Origin of the sequence: Parafrankia sp. Ea1.12 (genome assembly GCF_900465275.1) — a bacterium.
GTDB lineage: Bacteria > Actinomycetota > Actinomycetes > Frankiales > Frankiaceae > Parafrankia > Parafrankia soli.
In genome coordinates this window covers 45,057-60,341 of record NZ_UBIZ01000076.1, presented here as the reverse complement: position 1 = coordinate 60,341, position 15,285 = coordinate 45,057, and the positions used below count along the sequence as shown (strand labels likewise).

Sequence of the window (15,285 nt, the reverse complement as noted above, 5' to 3'; positions counted from 1 at the left end):
GCTCAGTCCTTGGCCCCAGCTCCCAGCCCTGGTCCGGTCCTCCCGGAGTCGGCCCGGTCCCTGGTAGCCGCGGTTGCGGAAGTCGCTGGATGGCCGGGTTCGGGTGGGTGAGGTGCTCTGGGGGCTGGAGCCCGGTTTGATGGTGTCCCGTTGGACGCGAGGGGGTCGGTTGGCTGTGGAGATCGACGGGATGATGCTGGCGTTGCTGGAGATCCCGGCTGAGTGCACGGTCGAGTACAACCGGTGGTACGACCTCGACCACATGCCCGAGCACCTGGCCAAGCCCGACGTGCTCCTGGGACGTCGCTACGTCGCGCCCCGCGACCTGCGGGAAGCACCGGGGGTCGTCCGGTCCGACCTGCTCGGCGGGTATCCGCCGTACCTGACCACCTACTGGTTCGGCGGTCCGCTGGAGATGACCAGCGAGCAGGCCCGCGAGGGCTGGCTCGCCCTGGATCGGACGCTCCTCAAAGGCGGGCGCTTCTGGCGGATCGGGCGGCCTCGTCACAGCTCGCGGTGGCGGGTCGCCGCGGCCTGGAGCCGCCCGGGGTGCCTGGTGCGCCCCGTCGCCGTCCCGTATCTCGCGCACCGAGGGGTGATCGTGGCGCTCGGGCGGGCGCCGTCGGCGGCCCGGCTGGGCGAGGCGGTGGACTGGTGGGAGCGGGTGCACCTGCCCGACCTGGCGGCCGTGCCCGGCCTCCTCGGCGCCGTCCGGCTGAAGTGGGCGGACGAGATCGGCGGGGGCGAGGCCGGTGGGAGCGAGACCAGCGGAGACGAGGCCGGCGGGGGCGAGGCTGTCGACGCGGCACCGGGGTCGGATCTCGTGCTGCACATGCTGCTCTGCGAGGACCCGCCCGAGCTGGTGATGGGGCGGATCGAGGAGGCCAAGCGGTACTGGCGCGCCGTCGGCCGGTTCCCCGCGCACCGCGGGGCCTACGAGGAGCTGGCCTTCCTGCCCTACCGGCTGATCGTGCCGCTCGAGTACGACTTCGACATCACCGAGGACGGGACCGAGGAGGTCACCGCGAGAACCACGGACGTCACCGGTGACGTCCGCGGGGACACCGCCGGGTGAGCGCACCGAGAGCGCAAGGGGGGCGGTGGCCGGGCGCGGCCGTCCCGGACCGGCGGGCGTCGGGTGGGTGGCGCGGGTGCGGGAATATCACGATGGTCCGGCGCCGCTGAGCGTGCGGGTGGCGACGTTCACGACGGGTGGCGTCGTCCAGGAGAGGTGCGTCGCGTGCGGTGGTCGATGCCGCCGTATCGACGGCCTCGCGACGACGGAGGTAGGACATGGGCAAGCTCGATGACGGGGCGAAGGAACTGCTGGACAAGCCCTTCCACGGGTGGGTGACCACGTTGACCGCGGACGGCTCGCCGCACAGCACGGTGGTCTGGGTCGACGTCGACGGCGACGATGTCCTGTTCAACACCGCGGTCGGCCGGGTCAAGGAGAAGCACCTGCGCAAGGACCCGCGGGTGTCCGTGGGCGTGCTGGACCCGGAAGACCGCTACCACCTGGTGAGCGTGACGGGGACGGCCACGCTCGACACCGAGGGCGCCGACGCCCACATCGACCGGCTGGCCAAGAAGTACCTCGGGGTCGACAGCTACCCGTTCCGCAAGCCCGGCGAGCAGCGGATCATCGTCCGGATCACGCCGAGCAAGGTCGTCTACAACGCCGGTTCCTGACCGCCGCGCCGCCCGCGGTCGCCGGCCTCGTCCGGCGACCGCCCAGCCACCGGCCGTCGCATTCCGGCCCAGACGCAGCCGGACAAGCCGGTCTCCGTCACCACATGGTGGGCTGGATCGGGGGTTCGCGGCGGTAACGGGGTAACTGTTGAAGTTCTGTCAAAAATCGCTATACGTTTTCAGTCTGACCTCTTGCGGTGCCACGTGGCGCGCGAGGGCCTCAAGCGTCGTGGAGGTAACAGACTGTGCTGCTGGAGTTGGATCCCGATCAGGAAGTCCTGCGGGAGGCGACGGCTCGGTATCTGACCGACCGGGTGCCCACAGAGACGATCCGGCGGCTGCGGAACGACGCCTCGGGGTTCGAGGCGGACTACTGGCGTGCCGGCGCCGAGCTCGGCTGGACGTCCCTGCTGGTGTCCGAGGAGAATGGCGGCGGCTCTATCAGTGGGGCGGGCCTGGTCGACCTGACCGTGGCCGCGCACGAGTTCGGGCTCCGGGCGGCGCCCGGACCGCTGGTGCCGACGAACGTCGTCGCGGCGGCGCTGAGCGCCGTCGGCGGCGCGGCGCACGAGGCCGTCCTGGCGGGGCTGCTGGAAGGCACGGCGATCGCCTCGTGGTGCTACGGCGAGCCCGCGCCGAACGATCGTCTCGGCACGGTGGAGCTGACCTGCCGGGTAGAGGGCGACGAGATCGTCCTCGACGGGGTCAAGCGCCCGGTCGAGTCGGCGGGCGTGGCCCAGTTCCTGCTGGTCACGGGGCGCAGCGAGGCGGGTCTCACCCAGGTGCTCGTCCCGACCGACACGCCGGGCCTGACGGTGGAGCCGCTGCGCACCGTCGACCTGACCCGCCGGTTCGCGACCGTCCGGTTCGACGGGGTGCGGGTGCCGGCGAGCGCCCTGGTCGGTGAGCTCGGCGGGGCCGCGGAGCAGGTGGAGCGTCAGCTCCAGCTGGCCCTGGTGATCCTCTGCGCGGAGAGCGTCGGCTCGATGCAGGCCGCGTTCGACATGACGGTGCAGTGGGCGTTCGAGCGCTACTCGTTCGGCCGGCCGCTGGCCTCCTACCAGGAGCTCAAGCACCGGTTCGCGGACATGAAGTCGTGGCTGGAGGCGGCGCACGCCATCAGCGACACGGCGGCGAGCGCCGTCGACGCGGAGTCGCCGGACGCCCCCGAGCTGGTCAGCGCCGCGAAGGCGTTCATCGGTGAGTACGGAACCGAGCTGCTCCAGGACTGCGTCCAGATCCACGGCGGGATCGGCGTGACCTTCGAGCACGACCTGCATCTCTTCCTGCGCCGGGTCGTCCTCGACCGCGCGCTGTACGGCACCCCCGCCGAGCACCGGCAGCGGATCGCCGGCGTGGTCGAACATCTCAAGGAGCGGGCATGAGCACGGGCGACATCGAGGACGTCGAGACCTTCCGCCAGCGGGCGCGGGACTGGATCCGGGGCAACCTGGCGCCGCTCCCGGCGGGCAGCGGGATCGGCGTGATGCGCGCGGGTGAAAGCGACGAGGCGGAGCTCGCCGCGGTCGCGCGCCAGCGCGAGATCCAGCGGATGTTCTACGACGCGGGTTTCGCCGGGATCGCCTTTCCCCGCGAATACGGCGGCCAGGGGCTCACCGCGGACCACCAGAAGGCCTTCAGCGAGGAGATCTCGGGCTACGAGTATCCCGCCGACATCCAGGCCCCGACATTCTCGCCGTGTGCCGCGGTGCTGCTCGACTTCGGCACCGAGGAGCAGAAGCGCCAGCACATCCCGGCGATTCTGAAGGGCGAGGAGCTGTGGATGCAGTTCCTGTCCGAGCCGAGCGCCGGTTCGGACGTCGCCGCCGCGCTGACCAGTGCCGTCCGCGACGGTGACGACTGGATCCTGAACGGGTCCAAGATCTGGACGACCGGCGCCTGGTGGTCGGACTGGGGCCTCGTCCTGGCCCGGACGAACTGGGACGTCCCGAAGCACCGTGGGCTGACCGTGTTCATCCTGCCGATTCACCAGCCGGGTATCGAGGTGCACCGCATCGAGATGCTGAACGGCAACAAGGAGTTCTGCCAGGAGTTCCTCACCGACGTCCGGGTCCCGGACACCGACCGCATCGGCGAGGTCGACGACGGCTGGACGGTGGGCACCCGGTGGATGTTCCACGAGCGGATGCTGCACAACTCGCCGCTGGTCACCATTCCCGCCGACGGGGCGCGCGGCACGATCCGCGCCACCCACCTGGTGGAGATCGCGCGCGACGCCGGCCGGCTCGAGGACCCGCTGGCCCGTGACCTCATCGGTGAGGGCCGCATGCTCGACCTCGTCACGCACGCGCTGCAGGGCCGGCTGTCCCGTGGCCTGCGGTCCGGCCGGATGCCCGACCAGTCGGCGGCCATCGGACGGCTGTTCACCGGTGTGACGGCCGCGCGGACCACGACCCTGTCGTTCAACCTGGCCGGCGGGGCGAGCGCGGCCTGGACGGACGACGACGGCGCCACCGCCGAGTGCGGCAACGACTTCCTGCTGCGGCAGGTGAGCTGCATCGGCGGCGGCACCACCGAGATGGCCCGCAACGTTGTCAGCGAGCGGGTGCTCGGCATGCCCCGCGAGCCGGCGAAGGACCGCGGGGTGGCCTTCCGGGACGTCCCGCGGGGCGCCTCGAACCGGGGCTGACCCCACCGATCCGTGACAGCGGCCGGGCGCGTACCCACGCGCCCGGCCGCTGTCGTTCGTCCGGCTCTCTCGTCCGGCTATCGCTCGTCTGCTCTCGTTCGGCTGGGAGGCTCAGCGCTGGCAGCCGGCGGACGGGTCGGCGGGGTCGCGCACCGCCGCGTCGAAGTCCACGAACCCGTCGGCGAGGCGCTGGCCGCATATCCAGGAGTTGATCCGCTGGCGGTAGTTCTCGCTGTCGGGGGCGGTGCCGGTGCCGTCGATGACGGCATTGGACGCGGGCGTGATCGTCGAAGCGCTGCAGCCCGCTGCGCCCCGCCTGCGACGGCTCACCGCTGGTCAGGAGCATGTTCCCGCTGATCCCGGCGTTGACGACGGAGACCGGGATGCCGGCGCCGAGCAGCCGCCGCTGCAGGTGGTCGGGGTAGCGCGGGTTCCGGTCCGCGACGCTGGCGTCCGCGGGGACGCTCAGCGCGGTGGAGTGCCGATCCACCGCGAATCTGTCACATCCGACCTGCCTGGATTCGACGTATCCGCAGGGTGCCTGCAGCGCGCAGGAACCAGACCGCGCCGCCACGCGGACGCGAGCACAGGCGAAGGACGGAAGCGTATGAAGATCACGATCTTCGGAGCCAGTGGGGCCACGGGGCGCCTCGTGGTGCGACAGGCACTCGACGCGGGCCACGCCGTGACGGCGGTGACGCGTTGCCCGGCGGAGTTCCCGCTGGCCGGTGAGCAGCTCACCGTCATCGGGGGCGATGTGTCCGACGGGGCCGCCCTCGCGCCGGCGATCGAGGGCGCCGACGCGGTGCTGTCCAGCCTGGGGGTGCCGTTCATCCGTGGCCCGATCACCGTCTACAGCCGCGGCGCCGCGAAGATTCTCGAGGCGATGACGCGGCACGGTGTGAAACGGCTGGCCGTCGTCAGCTCGACGGCGGTCGAACCCCACCCCCACCGCGAGGGCGGGTTCCTGCTCAACCGGGTCATGCAGCCGATGATCGTCAGGACGATCGGCAGGACCACGTACGCGGACATGCGGGCCATGGAGCAGATCGTCCGCGAGAGTGACGCGGAATGGACGATCATCCGATCCTCGGGGCTGTTCGATGCCGACCACGTCTCGCGCTACACCGTCAGCGACGGCCCGCTGGACGGAGTCTTCACCAGCCGTGCCGACCTGGCCCACTGCCTGCTGACGCAGGCCACCGGGAAGCGGTTCGTCGGCCGGACGGTCGAGATCACGACCAGCGAGAACGCCCCGACACTCCTACAGGTGATCCGGCGGGAGGCGTTCGGCCGTGACTGACCCCGCCGCCGACCACCTGTCATGACCTTCGAGCCCGCGTCCCCCGCGAACGGCGCCGCCTGGTACGCCGAACAGTTCGAACGCCAACGTCGCCAGCTGCGCGCCGTCGCCTACCGCATGCTCGGATCCTTCGCGGACGCCGACGACGCAGTGCAGGAAGCCTGGCTGCGGCTCAGCCGAGCAGACGAGACGGCGATCGACAACCTGGCCGGGTGGCTGACCACCGTCGTCGGGCGCGTCTGCGTCGACATGCTGCGCGCCCGCCGGGCGCGGCGCGAGGACCTGCCCGGCACGTGGCTGCCCGACCCGGTCATCACCGAGGCAGACACCCCCGATCCCGAACAACGCGTCCTGCTGGCCGACTCGGTCGGCCTGGCGCTCCTCGTCGTCCTGGACAGTCTTCGACCGGCGGAGCGGCTCGCGTTCGTGCTGCACGACATGTTCGGCGTCCCGTTCGACGACATCGCTCCCATCCTCGAGAAGAGTCCGGCGGCGACACGGCAGCTGGCCAGTCGCGCCCGTCGTCGCGTCCAGGGCAGCGGCACCCGGCCGGATCCCGACCTCCCCACCCAACGTCGCGTGGCCGAAGCCTTCCTCGCCGCTGCTCGCAACGGTGATTTCGCCGCGCTCGTCGAACTCCTCGACCCGGACGTCAGACTCCGGGTCGACACCGGGCCCCGCACCTGGCTCGCCCCACCGCTGCTCACCGGAGCACGCGACGTCGCCAGCCACGCCGCCGTCCAGGGCCCACGCTTCGCCGGCCCCTGGGAACCCGCCCTCGTCAACGGCGCCGCCGGCATGATCGCGCGTGGCAGAGCCGGGCTGATCGCAGTCGTGGGATTCATCGTCGTCAACGGCCGCATCAGCGAGATCGACCTCATTCTCGACCCCGACAGGCTGGCCGCCGTGAAAGTCAACGACTGATGCGATGCGCGTCCTAGCCGAACGCCTCCACGATCTCGGTGACGATGGCGCGCGCGGCCGGGGAGAGGTCGCGCCATCCGGTGCCGAGGTCGGCGGCGAACGAGCGCCGGTAGTCGGTACCGGGGGAGCGGATGGTCTCCGTGTAGCCCGAGTGGAACAGCACGGGCATTCGCAGGCCTGGCGCCGTCGCCACGGCGCACGGGCCGAGATCCAGCGCCAGGGCGTCGAAGACCTGCAGTTCGGTGCGGTCCGCATGCTTGACGAAGACCACCACCCAGCCGTCGCCGCCGGCCTTGTCCGGCACGAAGACCGGGGACTCGCAGATCGTCCCGGCCGGGAACGTCCACGCCGACTGCTCGGTCATCGACTCCAGGTCGATGCAGACCAGCGACGACGGGATCTCGGTCGTGGGCAGGTCGTCGACGTCGACCACCCGGAACGGATGGTCGGCGTACATCTCGACGATCGCCGAGACCATCGTGTCGGGCGTGGCGCCCCAGTACGCCTGCCACAGGTGGCGGCCCCGCTCGAGCGCCGCCGGGCGGGTGTCGCGGGCGTAGAGCAGGGTTCCCCAGTGCCGCTGCGGGTCGAGGAAGTACCTGCTCTGCCGCACCTGCCCGGTACGGCCGTCGATGACGTGCCGCCCGACCGGTGCGGCGTCGACCGGCGTCGGCATGAACCCGGACAGGCAGCTGCGCAGCCTGTCCCCGGTGCGCCACACGATGTCCGAGCGGGTGATGGCGTAGTTCATGTCCCAGCCGTTCGAGTGCGCGACGTACATCGTGACGTCGTTGCCGTCCTGGCCGTAGTCGGCGAACTCGTGGAACGACTCGTACGGGACCCGCGCGTGCGTCACCGGCACCGCGGAGCCGACCCGGGCGCGGGTCAGCGCCCGCTTGGCGACCAGGTAGATGTCGGTGAACGGCAGGTGCGGCTTGGTGCGGCCGCGGCCGGCGACACTGCCGGGCTCCGGCTGGAAGCCGATCTCGGTGAAGATGACGTAGTCGCGGGTCACCGCGATCTCGTGGGTGCCCTGGGTGATGCGCGCCCCGGGGACCTCCCAGGTCTCCAGCTCGCCGTGGCCGTCCCAGCGCACCACCGACAGTGGGCCCTCCGCGTCGGTGGTCGACCGGCCGCGCGGGCGCAGGTGGATGTTGCTCCACCACAGGCAGCCCTCGTCGGGGTCGACCACCGGGTGGGACGTCGTCTGCACCCCGGGGAACAGCGGATGCGCCCCGACCTGGGGATACTCCTGTACCGCGCCGAGGAACGTCCGGTAGGTCATCGTGACCGGGTCGAGCTCCACCGGCCGCTGTCGGTCGGCGGTGAGCAGCAGCCGGTCGCCGAAGAAGTGCGGCGCGGTGTGGCTGAGTGACGGGCGGGCGCCGGTCAGCAGCCGCTGGAGCTCCTCCGGAGCCAGTGCGGCACGCAGCCCGCCCAGCATCGCCAGGTCCGGGGTGACCACCCGGCGGGTCCGCCAGACGCGTTTCGCCAGATCGACCCGGGTCAGCATTCCCGGCCCGCTCGGCGCGAAGTCCAGCACCGTCGGCTGGGCCGGCCCGACGACAAATGCGAACCCGGTCAGCCCGTCCGGCCACTGGCCGGCGGTGACGACAAGATCGACCTCGTATTCCCGACTCTGCTCGAGCACGTGGTAAACCGCGTGGTCCACGAGAAAACCTCCCGCCGACCCGTCGGAGGAGCGGCTGAGAGAAATTCTCGGAGCCTGCGGCTGCCGGGCGGTGGACTCAGGGTGAACGCCGCGGGAAAGCGCCCCCGCCGGGTTTGTGCCCATGGCTCGATCGCGCCGGTGAATCAAGTAGACGCATCAGTCTACTTTCTGCGAAGCTACCGTTCGTGGCGGCGCCGGGGGAAGGTCCCGGGCCCGACCGGGCCGCCGCCGCCCGGGCGAGGCGGTCGCGGTGACGAGGATGGGCATGATGGCGGGCACGAGGGCGACGGTCGGATTCGTGGGCCTGGGGAGCATGGGCGGCGCCCTGGCGGCGAACCTGGTCGCGGCCGGGTTCGACGTCGTCGCCCACGACGCGGCCGGCCCGGATCGGGTCCCGGTGGGAGCGGTCGGCGCGGCCGACGTCGCCGAGGTCGCCGGCCGGGCCGACACCGTCGTGTTCAGCCTGCCCGACGGGGCGGTGTCCGAGCAGGTCGCCGGTGAGATCGTCGCGCTGGCCGGCCGGCGGGCGGCGTACGTCGTCGACACCTCGACGGTCGGGGTGGCCGCCGCGCGCCGGATCGCCGGCCGGCTGGCCGGCGCCGGTGTCGGCTACGTCGACGCGCCGGTGTCGGGTGGTGTGGCGGGCGCCCGGGCGCGCACGATCGCGGTGATGTTCGCCGGGTCCGACGCCGACTGCGCGGCGGTCACGCCCGTCCTGGCCGGCCTGAGTGACCGCCGGACCAGAGTGGGCGACGAGCCGGGCCTGGCCCAGGCGCTGAAGCTGGCGAACAACTTCCTCTCCGCGACGGCGCTGGCGGCGACCAGCGAGGCGATCGCCTTCGGCACCTCGGCCGGGCTCGACATGGCCACGATGCTCGACGTGCTGAACGGCGCGAGCGGCCGGAGTTCGGCGACCGCCGACAAGTTCCCCAACCACGTACTCACCGAACGCTACGCGGCTGGTTTCACCAACTCGTTGATGGCGAAGGACGTCGCGCTCTATCTGGCGGCCGTCCAGGAGCGCGACGGCGCCGTGCGAAGCCCACAGAACTCACAGAACTCACCGAACTCGCGGAGCTCGCGGATCGGGGCGGTCACGGCATCGGTGTGGGAGCGGTTCGCGGCCGCGGCACCCGGTGCCGACTTCACCCGGATCTATCCCTTCGTGAAGGGAACCTGACTGCCCGCCGGACGCCTGCTCCGAGTATCTCCGCACTGTCTCCCGGCCGGGGAGCCTCCTGGGGCCGGGGTCTTGTAAATCGGGTGTTCAGAAACTAATCCGGGCCGGGTTGGTTATCGCTGATGATCGAAAATCATCCTCTCTGTTGAGGAGAGGATGATTACTAAAAAGTGCAATCGACGGCTGGCGGCGCTCACGCCCACCAGGCCAGGCCAGGCCAGGTCGGAGGTCGGGTCCTGTCCTGGGGCATCACCAGGGGGGGGGTTGTGGGCGGTAAGGTGGTTCTCGGGTACGCCATATAAGGTTTTCCGGGCCTCGTGGTGGCGCCGGCATTCCGGGAGGTCGAATACCGTCCGTGACGCGGTGTCGGAGGCGGTGATCGGCCGGCCGGAATTGATCTGCGGGTCTTGACCGGACCAACGTCAGGTGATAGGCATTTTTTGGGATTCGTTCGGTTCGGACGGCTCGCACCGGTTATCACAGTACTATTGACCTGCTGTGTGATCGGTATCACTATCGGTTGCCGGGTGTTTACCGGTTCAAGGGCGGAGGAACCTCTGATATGGCACGTATCGACCCGCTTCCCCTCAGGGAATGGCCGAAGGAGATGCGTCCGGCCCTGGCAGCCCTGACGCCGCCCGTGCCGCTGCACCCTCCGATGCCCTCCGAGGGCAAGCCCAAGGCACTGAACACGCTGGGGACGCTCGCCCACCACCCCACGCTGGCGCACGCCTTCTTCACGTTCAACGGCCACATCCAGCGTGCGACGACGCTGACGCTGCGCCAGCGGGAGATCATCATTTTGCGGGTGGCGGCACTGCGCAAGTGCTACTACGAGTGGACACAGCACGTCGTCATGGGCCACGACATCGGCCTGACCGACGACGAGATCACCCGCATCGCGCTGGGCCCGGACGCGCCCTTCTGGGACCCGGTCGAGGCGGCGCTGATCCGCGCGGTGGACGAGCTCCTCACCGAGGGCGCGATCGGCGCCGGCAGCTGGGAGACCCTCGCGGCCAAGCACGACACCCAGCAGCTGCTGGACATCATCTTCACGGTCGGCGCCTACGAGACCCTGGCGCTGATGATGCGCTCGTTCGAGCTCGAGCTCGACGACGACCTCACCCAGACCTGACCGCCGGACGAGCGACCCGGCACGGCGCCGTCCCCACGGGGTGGTGGCACACCCAGACCCGACAGGAGTAGTCATGGCCGTGACCGTCACCGAGATCAGCCCGGAGGTCGGCGTCGAGATCGCCGGCCTCGCCGGCCATCAGCTCGCCGACCCGGCGGTCGCGGCCGACTGCCAGGCCCTGCTGGAACGCCACGGCGTCGTCGTCTACCGCGAGACCCACGTCGGCGACGACGACCTGGTCGCCTTCAGCCGCCTGCTCGGCCAGGTGGTCGTCGCCCCCGTGGGCGGCACGGACACCCACCCCGAGATCTCGAAGATCACTCTGGACCCGGCCGAGAGTGTCCTGGCCGCCTACCGGCGGGGAACCTTCTTCTGGCACATCGACGGGGCCAACGACGAGCTGCCGCAGAAGGCCACGCTGCTGACGGCCCGCCAGGTCTCCGACGAGGGCGGCGACACCGAGTTCGCCAACACCTACGCCGCCTACGAGGCGCTCTCCGACGCCGAGAAGGAGCAGTTCGCGAAGCTGCGCGTCGTGCACAGCTTCGCGGCCTCGCAGTCGCTGGCCGAGCCCGACGCGTCGGAGCGGACCCGCGCGCTGTGGGCACGGGTGCCGGCCCGCGAGCACCCGCTGGTCTGGACCCGCCGCAGCGGCCGCAGGTCGCTGCTGGTCGGCGCGACGACCGACCACGTCGTCGGCTGGCCGGCGGACGAAAGCCGCGCCCTGCTCGACCGGCTCCTCGAATGGTCGACCCAGCCGCGGTTCGTCCTGCGCCATCACTGGCACCCCGGCGACCTCGTGATCTGGGACAACACCGGCATGCTGCACCGGGCGATCCCGTACACGGCGACGTCGCACCGGTTGATGCACCGAACGACCCTCGTGGGCGAAGAAGTCGTAGCCTGACCTCCGCGCGCGGCACCCCGCGCGAAATTCTGACGTCCATCGGACGGTCGGCCCGCGGGCAAGGCCGAGGCCGGCGGGACGACGGACGTCCGCACTGTCCGAACTGCCCGATGGAGGTCAGCATGCGAGTGGTCGTGGACTTCAAGCTCTGTGAGAGCAACGCGCTGTGCGTGGGGCTCGCTCCCACGGTGTTCGAGCTCGACGACAACGACTATCTGAACGTGCTGGACGAGCACCCCGAGGAGGACCTCGTCAAGGACGTCCGCGCGGCCGTCACCGCCTGCCCCAAGCAGGCCATCAAGCTCGTCGACGACTGAGCGCACAGGTCGGCGCCGGGCGGCCACTGACCGTCCGGCGCGTCGGCCGCGTTCCGTCCCCGGGCCGCGGCGCCGCGGCGTGACACGGTGTCGTGAACGGGGGGTGACGGTTACGCGGACGATTTTTGGCCGGCAAGTGAACGCCGCCTTCTCTTATCATGGCGGTTGATGTCCCGCGCTCACTCCAGTCCCCGTGACCGGACCCGCTTTGGGGTCGGCGAGGAGGGTGTGGCCGGCGGGGCCCGATCCGCCCGGCATCGGCACGCCGCGCAGCGGTTCTGGCAGCTTTCCGACACCGATCTCGACGACCTCCTGGCGCTGACCGGCGAGGCCGACCGGGTCGAGCTGAAGCTGGTCGTGCCCGTGGCCGCGCACGAGGCGACCTGCGCCGCGCTCGGCATCGAGTTCACCCGCGCCCGGGTGCTGCGGGTCTTCTACCTGGACACTCCCGAGCGCGCGCTGCACCGCAACGGTGTGGTGGCCCGGGTCCGCAGCATCGCCGGCCGCGCCGACGACGCGGTGGTGAAGCTGCGGCCCGTCGTCCCGGCCGAGGTCCCGCCGCGGCTGCGCCGCTCCCGCAACTTCATCGTCGAGATCGACGGTATGCCCGGCCGGTACGTCTGCTCCGGGGCGCTGCGGGCCCGGCTGGACGCCGCCGACGTCGACCGGGTGATGGCCCGGCGGCGGGCGCTGCACCGGCTGTTCACCCCGCGGCAGCTGCGGCTGCTCGCCACCCGCCTGCCGGCCCGGCTCAACGTCGACGATCTCGCGGTGTTCGGCCCGGTGGACGCCCGCCGGGTCAAAATCATCCCCGCCGGTCACGACCGCGCGCTGCTCGCGGAGCGGTGGACGTATCCGGACGGCTCGCGCATCCTCGAGCTTTCCACCCGCTGCCGGCCCGCCGAGGCGCTGCGTGTCGCCGGGCGCACGGCGGACGTCCTGCGCCGGCACGGTGTCGATCTCAGCGGGCCGCAGCAGACGAAGACCCGCACCACCCTGGATTTCTTCGCCGGCGAGCTGACCGGCCCCCGGCGGTGAGGGCGGCCGGCCCGGCGGCGGGCGGGCGCTCCCTCGCGGGTGGCCGACGAGCATTCACTGTACTGACGGGTTTGGTTCTGGGAGCTTCACGCCAAGTGGGTCACTGGGGCGTCTGCCGGTAGCCGCGGACGAACAGCGCGACGCAGGAGCGGACCGCAGTGTCCAACTGCTCGCCGTCCACGCCCGGCGGGGGCGGGTAGAGGAAGACGCCCACCTCGGTGATCTGCCAGGCCGTGCCGGTGACCAGGACGATGAACTGGCTCGCGGCCCTGACGGGATCGTCGATGCGCAGCGCGCCGGCGTGCGTGAGCCGGGTCAGCTGGCTGATCACCTCCGACCAGACGGGGCCGGCGACGCGGGTGCGCCACAGCTCGAGCAGATGTGGTTGGCGAGGGCCCTCCGACTGGAGGAGTCGCCGCAGCGACGCGGTCCGGGGATTGAGGAAGATCGCTGTCAGGCGTCTCGCGAGATCGTTCAGCTGCGACTCGGCGTCCACCGGGCGCTCGGCCGGGCCGGTGGTCGGCCGGTCGGTTGGGGCGTGCAACGCCTCGAGGGTCGCGTTCAGGTGCGTGTCGATGACCGCGCGGAACAGCGTCTCCTTGTCGCCGAAGTGGTTGTAGACGGTCTGCCTCGAGACCGGCGTCGCGGTGGCGATGTCGTCGAGGGTCGTGGCCGCGTACCCCTGGCGGACGAAGAGCTCGAGCGCCGCCGCCATGATCGCCTCGCGCTTGGCGGGAAGGCCGCGCCGCGCTCGCGGGGGCCCGCCTTCGTTGCCTGGCATCGGGTCAGGCTAACCTTGGACACTGTTGTCCAACTTTCTAGGCGTAGACGTCCAAACCTGCCTTCCGGCTCGCGCGCGGCGGGCGGGACGGCCGCCCACGCCGGCCCAGCTCCCGATCAAGGAGAGATGAGTGCCCAACCCCGACACCCCGCCCAGCGACCACCCGCACACCGTCGTGATCGGGGCCGGGCCGGCGGGACTGACCGCCGCCTACCAGCTCGTGACCAGGGGGGCGCCGGTCTCCTGCTACGAGGCCGACGACGTGGTCGGCGGCATCAGCCGCACCGTCGTGCGTGACGGCTGGCGTTTCGACATCGGAGGCCATCGCTTCTTCACGAAGGTCTCGCAGGTGGACGCACTCTGGCGGGAGATCCTGCCCGAGGAGGACTTTCTGCTACGCCCCCGGATGAGCAGGATCTACTACAACGGGAAGCTTTATGACTACCCGCTGAAGGCGCTCAACGCGCTCGTCAACCTCGGTCTGGCCGAGGCATCGCTCGCCATCGCGTCGTACCTGTGGGCGTGCGTCCGACCGCCGAAGGGGCAGGCGACGAACTACGAGGCATGGCTGGTGGCGCGGTTCGGATGGCGCCTCTACCGGACCTTCTTCAAGACCTACACCGAGAAGGTGTGGGGAATACCGGTCAGCCAGATGCCGGCTGACTGGGCGGCCCAGCGGGTAAAAGGCCTGTCGCTTCCCGCCGCCATCGTGAACGCGGTGCTGCCGAAGCGCAACCAGAAGAAGATAACCAGCCTCATCGAGGAGTTCCGCTACCCCAAGTACGGGCCGGGAATGATGTGGGAGGCGGCCGTGGCCAAGGTCGAGAAGCTCGGTGGACGGGTCGTGATGAACACGTCCGCGACCAGGATCCACCATGAGGACGGCCGGGCCGTCGCGGTCACCGTGCGGACGCGGTCCGGTGAGTGCTCGCGGGTGCCGGCCGATCACGTCATCTCGTCGATGCCGATGTCGACATTGCTCACCAGCATGGATCCGCCGCCACCCGCGCATGTTCTCGACGCGGCCAACGATCTGCGCTACCGCGACTACCTGACCGTCGCGCTCATCGTGCCGGAGGAGTTCAGCTTCCCGGACAACTGGATCTACATCCACGACCCCGGGGTGCGGGTGGGGCGCATCCAGAACTACGGGTCGTGGTCCCCGTACCTGGTCAAGGAGGGCCGGACCTGCCTCGGGCTCGAGTTCTTCGTCTTCGAGGGCGACGACATGTGGGTTCGTCCGGACGACGAGCTGGTCGCTCTGGGCACCGCCGAGCTCGAGGCCCTCGGGCTGGTCCGCCCCGGCGCGGTCGAGAAGGGCTACGTCGTCCGCGTCCCCAAGGCGTATCCGACCTACGACCAGTTCTACCGGCGGAACGTGGAGGTGATGCGGGAATGGCTGGCGCTACATGTTCCCAATGTGCATCCGGTCGGCCGGAACGGCATGCACCGCTACAACAACGCCGATCACTCGATGCTGACCGCCATGCTCACGGTGGAGAACATCCTCGACGACGCCGGGCACGACATCTGGACGGTGAACGTCGAGGAGGAATACCACGAGGAGAAGGTGAGTGAGCGTGGCAGGGCCGGCGGTGGGGGGACCGGCCGGGACGCGCCGGTGATTCCCCGTCCGGTGGCCGGCCCGGCCTCAGCCCCCCGCTCCGTCGGCCGCGGTTGAAACAC

The 15,285-nt window shown here is 70.7% G+C and carries 15 protein-coding genes; 12 read left to right on the top strand and 3 right to left on the bottom strand.

The annotated features are described in order from the left end of the window. Positions 1-175 precede the first annotated feature (175 nt). The 4 genes from FMEAI12_RS00855 to FMEAI12_RS00840 all read left to right on the top strand — a co-directional run bounded on the left by FMEAI12_RS00855 (position 176) and on the right by FMEAI12_RS00840 (position 4,342). Positions 176-1,075, top strand: coding sequence for a hypothetical protein (locus tag FMEAI12_RS00855; RefSeq protein ID WP_112104629.1), 900 nt, complete (start codon positions 176-178; stop codon positions 1,073-1,075). A 218-nt stretch (positions 1,076-1,293) separates the two neighbouring features. Beyond that, positions 1,294-1,692 (top strand): PPOX class F420-dependent oxidoreductase, encoded by a 399-nt coding sequence (locus FMEAI12_RS00850; RefSeq protein ID WP_071060153.1) that lies wholly within the window; start codon positions 1,294-1,296, stop codon positions 1,690-1,692. 245 nt (positions 1,693-1,937) lie between these two features. Beyond that, complete coding sequence (locus tag FMEAI12_RS00845) at positions 1,938-3,077, top strand: acyl-CoA dehydrogenase family protein (RefSeq protein ID WP_071060154.1); 1,140 nt, start codon at positions 1,938-1,940, stop codon at positions 3,075-3,077. Continuing rightward, a complete protein-coding gene (locus FMEAI12_RS00840; protein WP_071060155.1) occupies positions 3,074-4,342 on the top strand; it encodes an acyl-CoA dehydrogenase family protein in 1,269 nt (422 codons plus the stop codon). The genes FMEAI12_RS00845 and FMEAI12_RS00840 overlap by 4 nt, the downstream gene beginning before the upstream one ends. A 111-nt stretch (positions 4,343-4,453) precedes the next feature. On the opposite strand, the gene FMEAI12_RS00835 is transcribed toward FMEAI12_RS00840, so the two are convergent. After that, on the bottom strand, positions 4,454-4,672 hold the full coding sequence (locus tag FMEAI12_RS00835) for a hypothetical protein (protein ID WP_112104628.1): 219 nt from the start codon (positions 4,670-4,672) through the stop codon (positions 4,454-4,456). A gap of 277 nt (positions 4,673-4,949) precedes the next feature. Here FMEAI12_RS00835 and FMEAI12_RS00830 point away from each other — a divergent pair, with 277 nt between their 5' ends. Beyond that, the gene (locus FMEAI12_RS00830; protein ID WP_112104627.1) at positions 4,950-5,645 is read left to right on the top strand and encodes an NAD(P)-dependent oxidoreductase; all 696 of its coding nucleotides are present in this window, start codon (positions 4,950-4,952) and stop codon (positions 5,643-5,645) included. Positions 5,646-5,666: 21 nt separating this feature from the next. Beyond that, complete coding sequence (gene sigJ, locus FMEAI12_RS00825; RefSeq protein ID WP_112104626.1) at positions 5,667-6,569, top strand: RNA polymerase sigma factor SigJ; 903 nt, start codon at positions 5,667-5,669, stop codon at positions 6,567-6,569. Positions 6,570-6,582: 13 nt separating this feature from the next. Here the strand turns inward: sigJ and FMEAI12_RS00820 are convergent, their stop codons facing one another. Further along, complete coding sequence (locus FMEAI12_RS00820; RefSeq protein WP_112104625.1) at positions 6,583-8,241, bottom strand: carotenoid oxygenase family protein; 1,659 nt, start codon at positions 8,239-8,241, stop codon at positions 6,583-6,585. Positions 8,242-8,500: 259 nt separating this feature from the next. Between FMEAI12_RS00820 and FMEAI12_RS00815 the strand changes: the two genes are divergently transcribed. The 5 genes from FMEAI12_RS00815 (at position 8,501) to FMEAI12_RS00795 (ending at position 12,818) form a co-directional block, all read left to right on the top strand. Then, positions 8,501-9,421, top strand: a complete 921-nt coding sequence (locus FMEAI12_RS00815) for an NAD(P)-dependent oxidoreductase (protein WP_235013556.1) — start codon at positions 8,501-8,503, stop codon at positions 9,419-9,421. A gap of 562 nt (positions 9,422-9,983) precedes the next feature. Beyond that, a complete protein-coding gene (locus tag FMEAI12_RS00810) occupies positions 9,984-10,556 on the top strand; it encodes a carboxymuconolactone decarboxylase family protein (protein ID WP_112104624.1) in 573 nt (190 codons plus the stop codon). Between the two features lie 73 nt (positions 10,557-10,629). Further along, complete coding sequence (locus FMEAI12_RS00805) at positions 10,630-11,463, top strand: TauD/TfdA family dioxygenase (RefSeq protein ID WP_071060161.1); 834 nt, start codon at positions 10,630-10,632, stop codon at positions 11,461-11,463. Positions 11,464-11,585: 122 nt separating this feature from the next. Next, positions 11,586-11,780 carry a ferredoxin gene (locus FMEAI12_RS00800; RefSeq protein ID WP_071060280.1) on the top strand — a complete coding sequence of 65 codons (195 nt, stop codon included), beginning with the start codon at positions 11,586-11,588 and terminating at the stop codon, positions 11,778-11,780. 228 nt (positions 11,781-12,008) lie between these two features. Further along, positions 12,009-12,818: an adenylate cyclase gene (locus tag FMEAI12_RS00795; RefSeq protein ID WP_112104623.1), complete on the top strand. Its 810-nt coding sequence runs from the start codon at positions 12,009-12,011 to the stop codon at positions 12,816-12,818. Positions 12,819-12,918: 100 nt separating this feature from the next. Here the strand turns inward: FMEAI12_RS00795 and FMEAI12_RS00790 are convergent, their stop codons facing one another. Next, positions 12,919-13,599, bottom strand: coding sequence for a TetR/AcrR family transcriptional regulator (locus tag FMEAI12_RS00790; RefSeq protein WP_112104622.1), 681 nt, complete (start codon positions 13,597-13,599; stop codon positions 12,919-12,921). Between the two features lie 130 nt (positions 13,600-13,729). Between FMEAI12_RS00790 and FMEAI12_RS00785 the strand changes: the two genes are divergently transcribed. Continuing rightward, positions 13,730-15,280: an NAD(P)/FAD-dependent oxidoreductase gene (locus tag FMEAI12_RS00785; RefSeq protein ID WP_112104621.1), complete on the top strand. Its 1,551-nt coding sequence runs from the start codon at positions 13,730-13,732 to the stop codon at positions 15,278-15,280. Positions 15,281-15,285 lie beyond the last annotated feature (5 nt).

Excerpts from the sequence above, each read along its gene's own strand:
- FMEAI12_RS00850 (WP_071060153.1), top strand. The coding sequence starts at position 1,294 with ATGGGCAAGCTCGATGACGGGGCGAAGGAACTGCTGGACAAGCCCTTC.
- FMEAI12_RS00840 (WP_071060155.1), top strand. The coding sequence starts at position 3,074 with ATGAGCACGGGCGACATCGAGGACGTCGAGACCTTCCGCCAGCGGGCG.
- FMEAI12_RS00830 (WP_112104627.1), top strand. The coding sequence starts at position 4,950 with ATGAAGATCACGATCTTCGGAGCCAGTGGGGCCACGGGGCGCCTCGTG.
- sigJ (WP_112104626.1), top strand. The coding sequence starts at position 5,667 with ATGACCTTCGAGCCCGCGTCCCCCGCGAACGGCGCCGCCTGGTACGCC.
- FMEAI12_RS00815 (WP_235013556.1), top strand. The coding sequence starts at position 8,501 with ATGGGCATGATGGCGGGCACGAGGGCGACGGTCGGATTCGTGGGCCTG.
- FMEAI12_RS00810 (WP_112104624.1), top strand. The coding sequence starts at position 9,984 with ATGGCACGTATCGACCCGCTTCCCCTCAGGGAATGGCCGAAGGAGATG.
- FMEAI12_RS00805 (WP_071060161.1), top strand. The coding sequence starts at position 10,630 with ATGGCCGTGACCGTCACCGAGATCAGCCCGGAGGTCGGCGTCGAGATC.
- FMEAI12_RS00800 (WP_071060280.1), top strand. The coding sequence starts at position 11,586 with ATGCGAGTGGTCGTGGACTTCAAGCTCTGTGAGAGCAACGCGCTGTGC.
- FMEAI12_RS00790 (WP_112104622.1), bottom strand. The coding sequence starts at position 13,599 with ATGCCAGGCAACGAAGGCGGGCCCCCGCGAGCGCGGCGCGGCCTTCCC.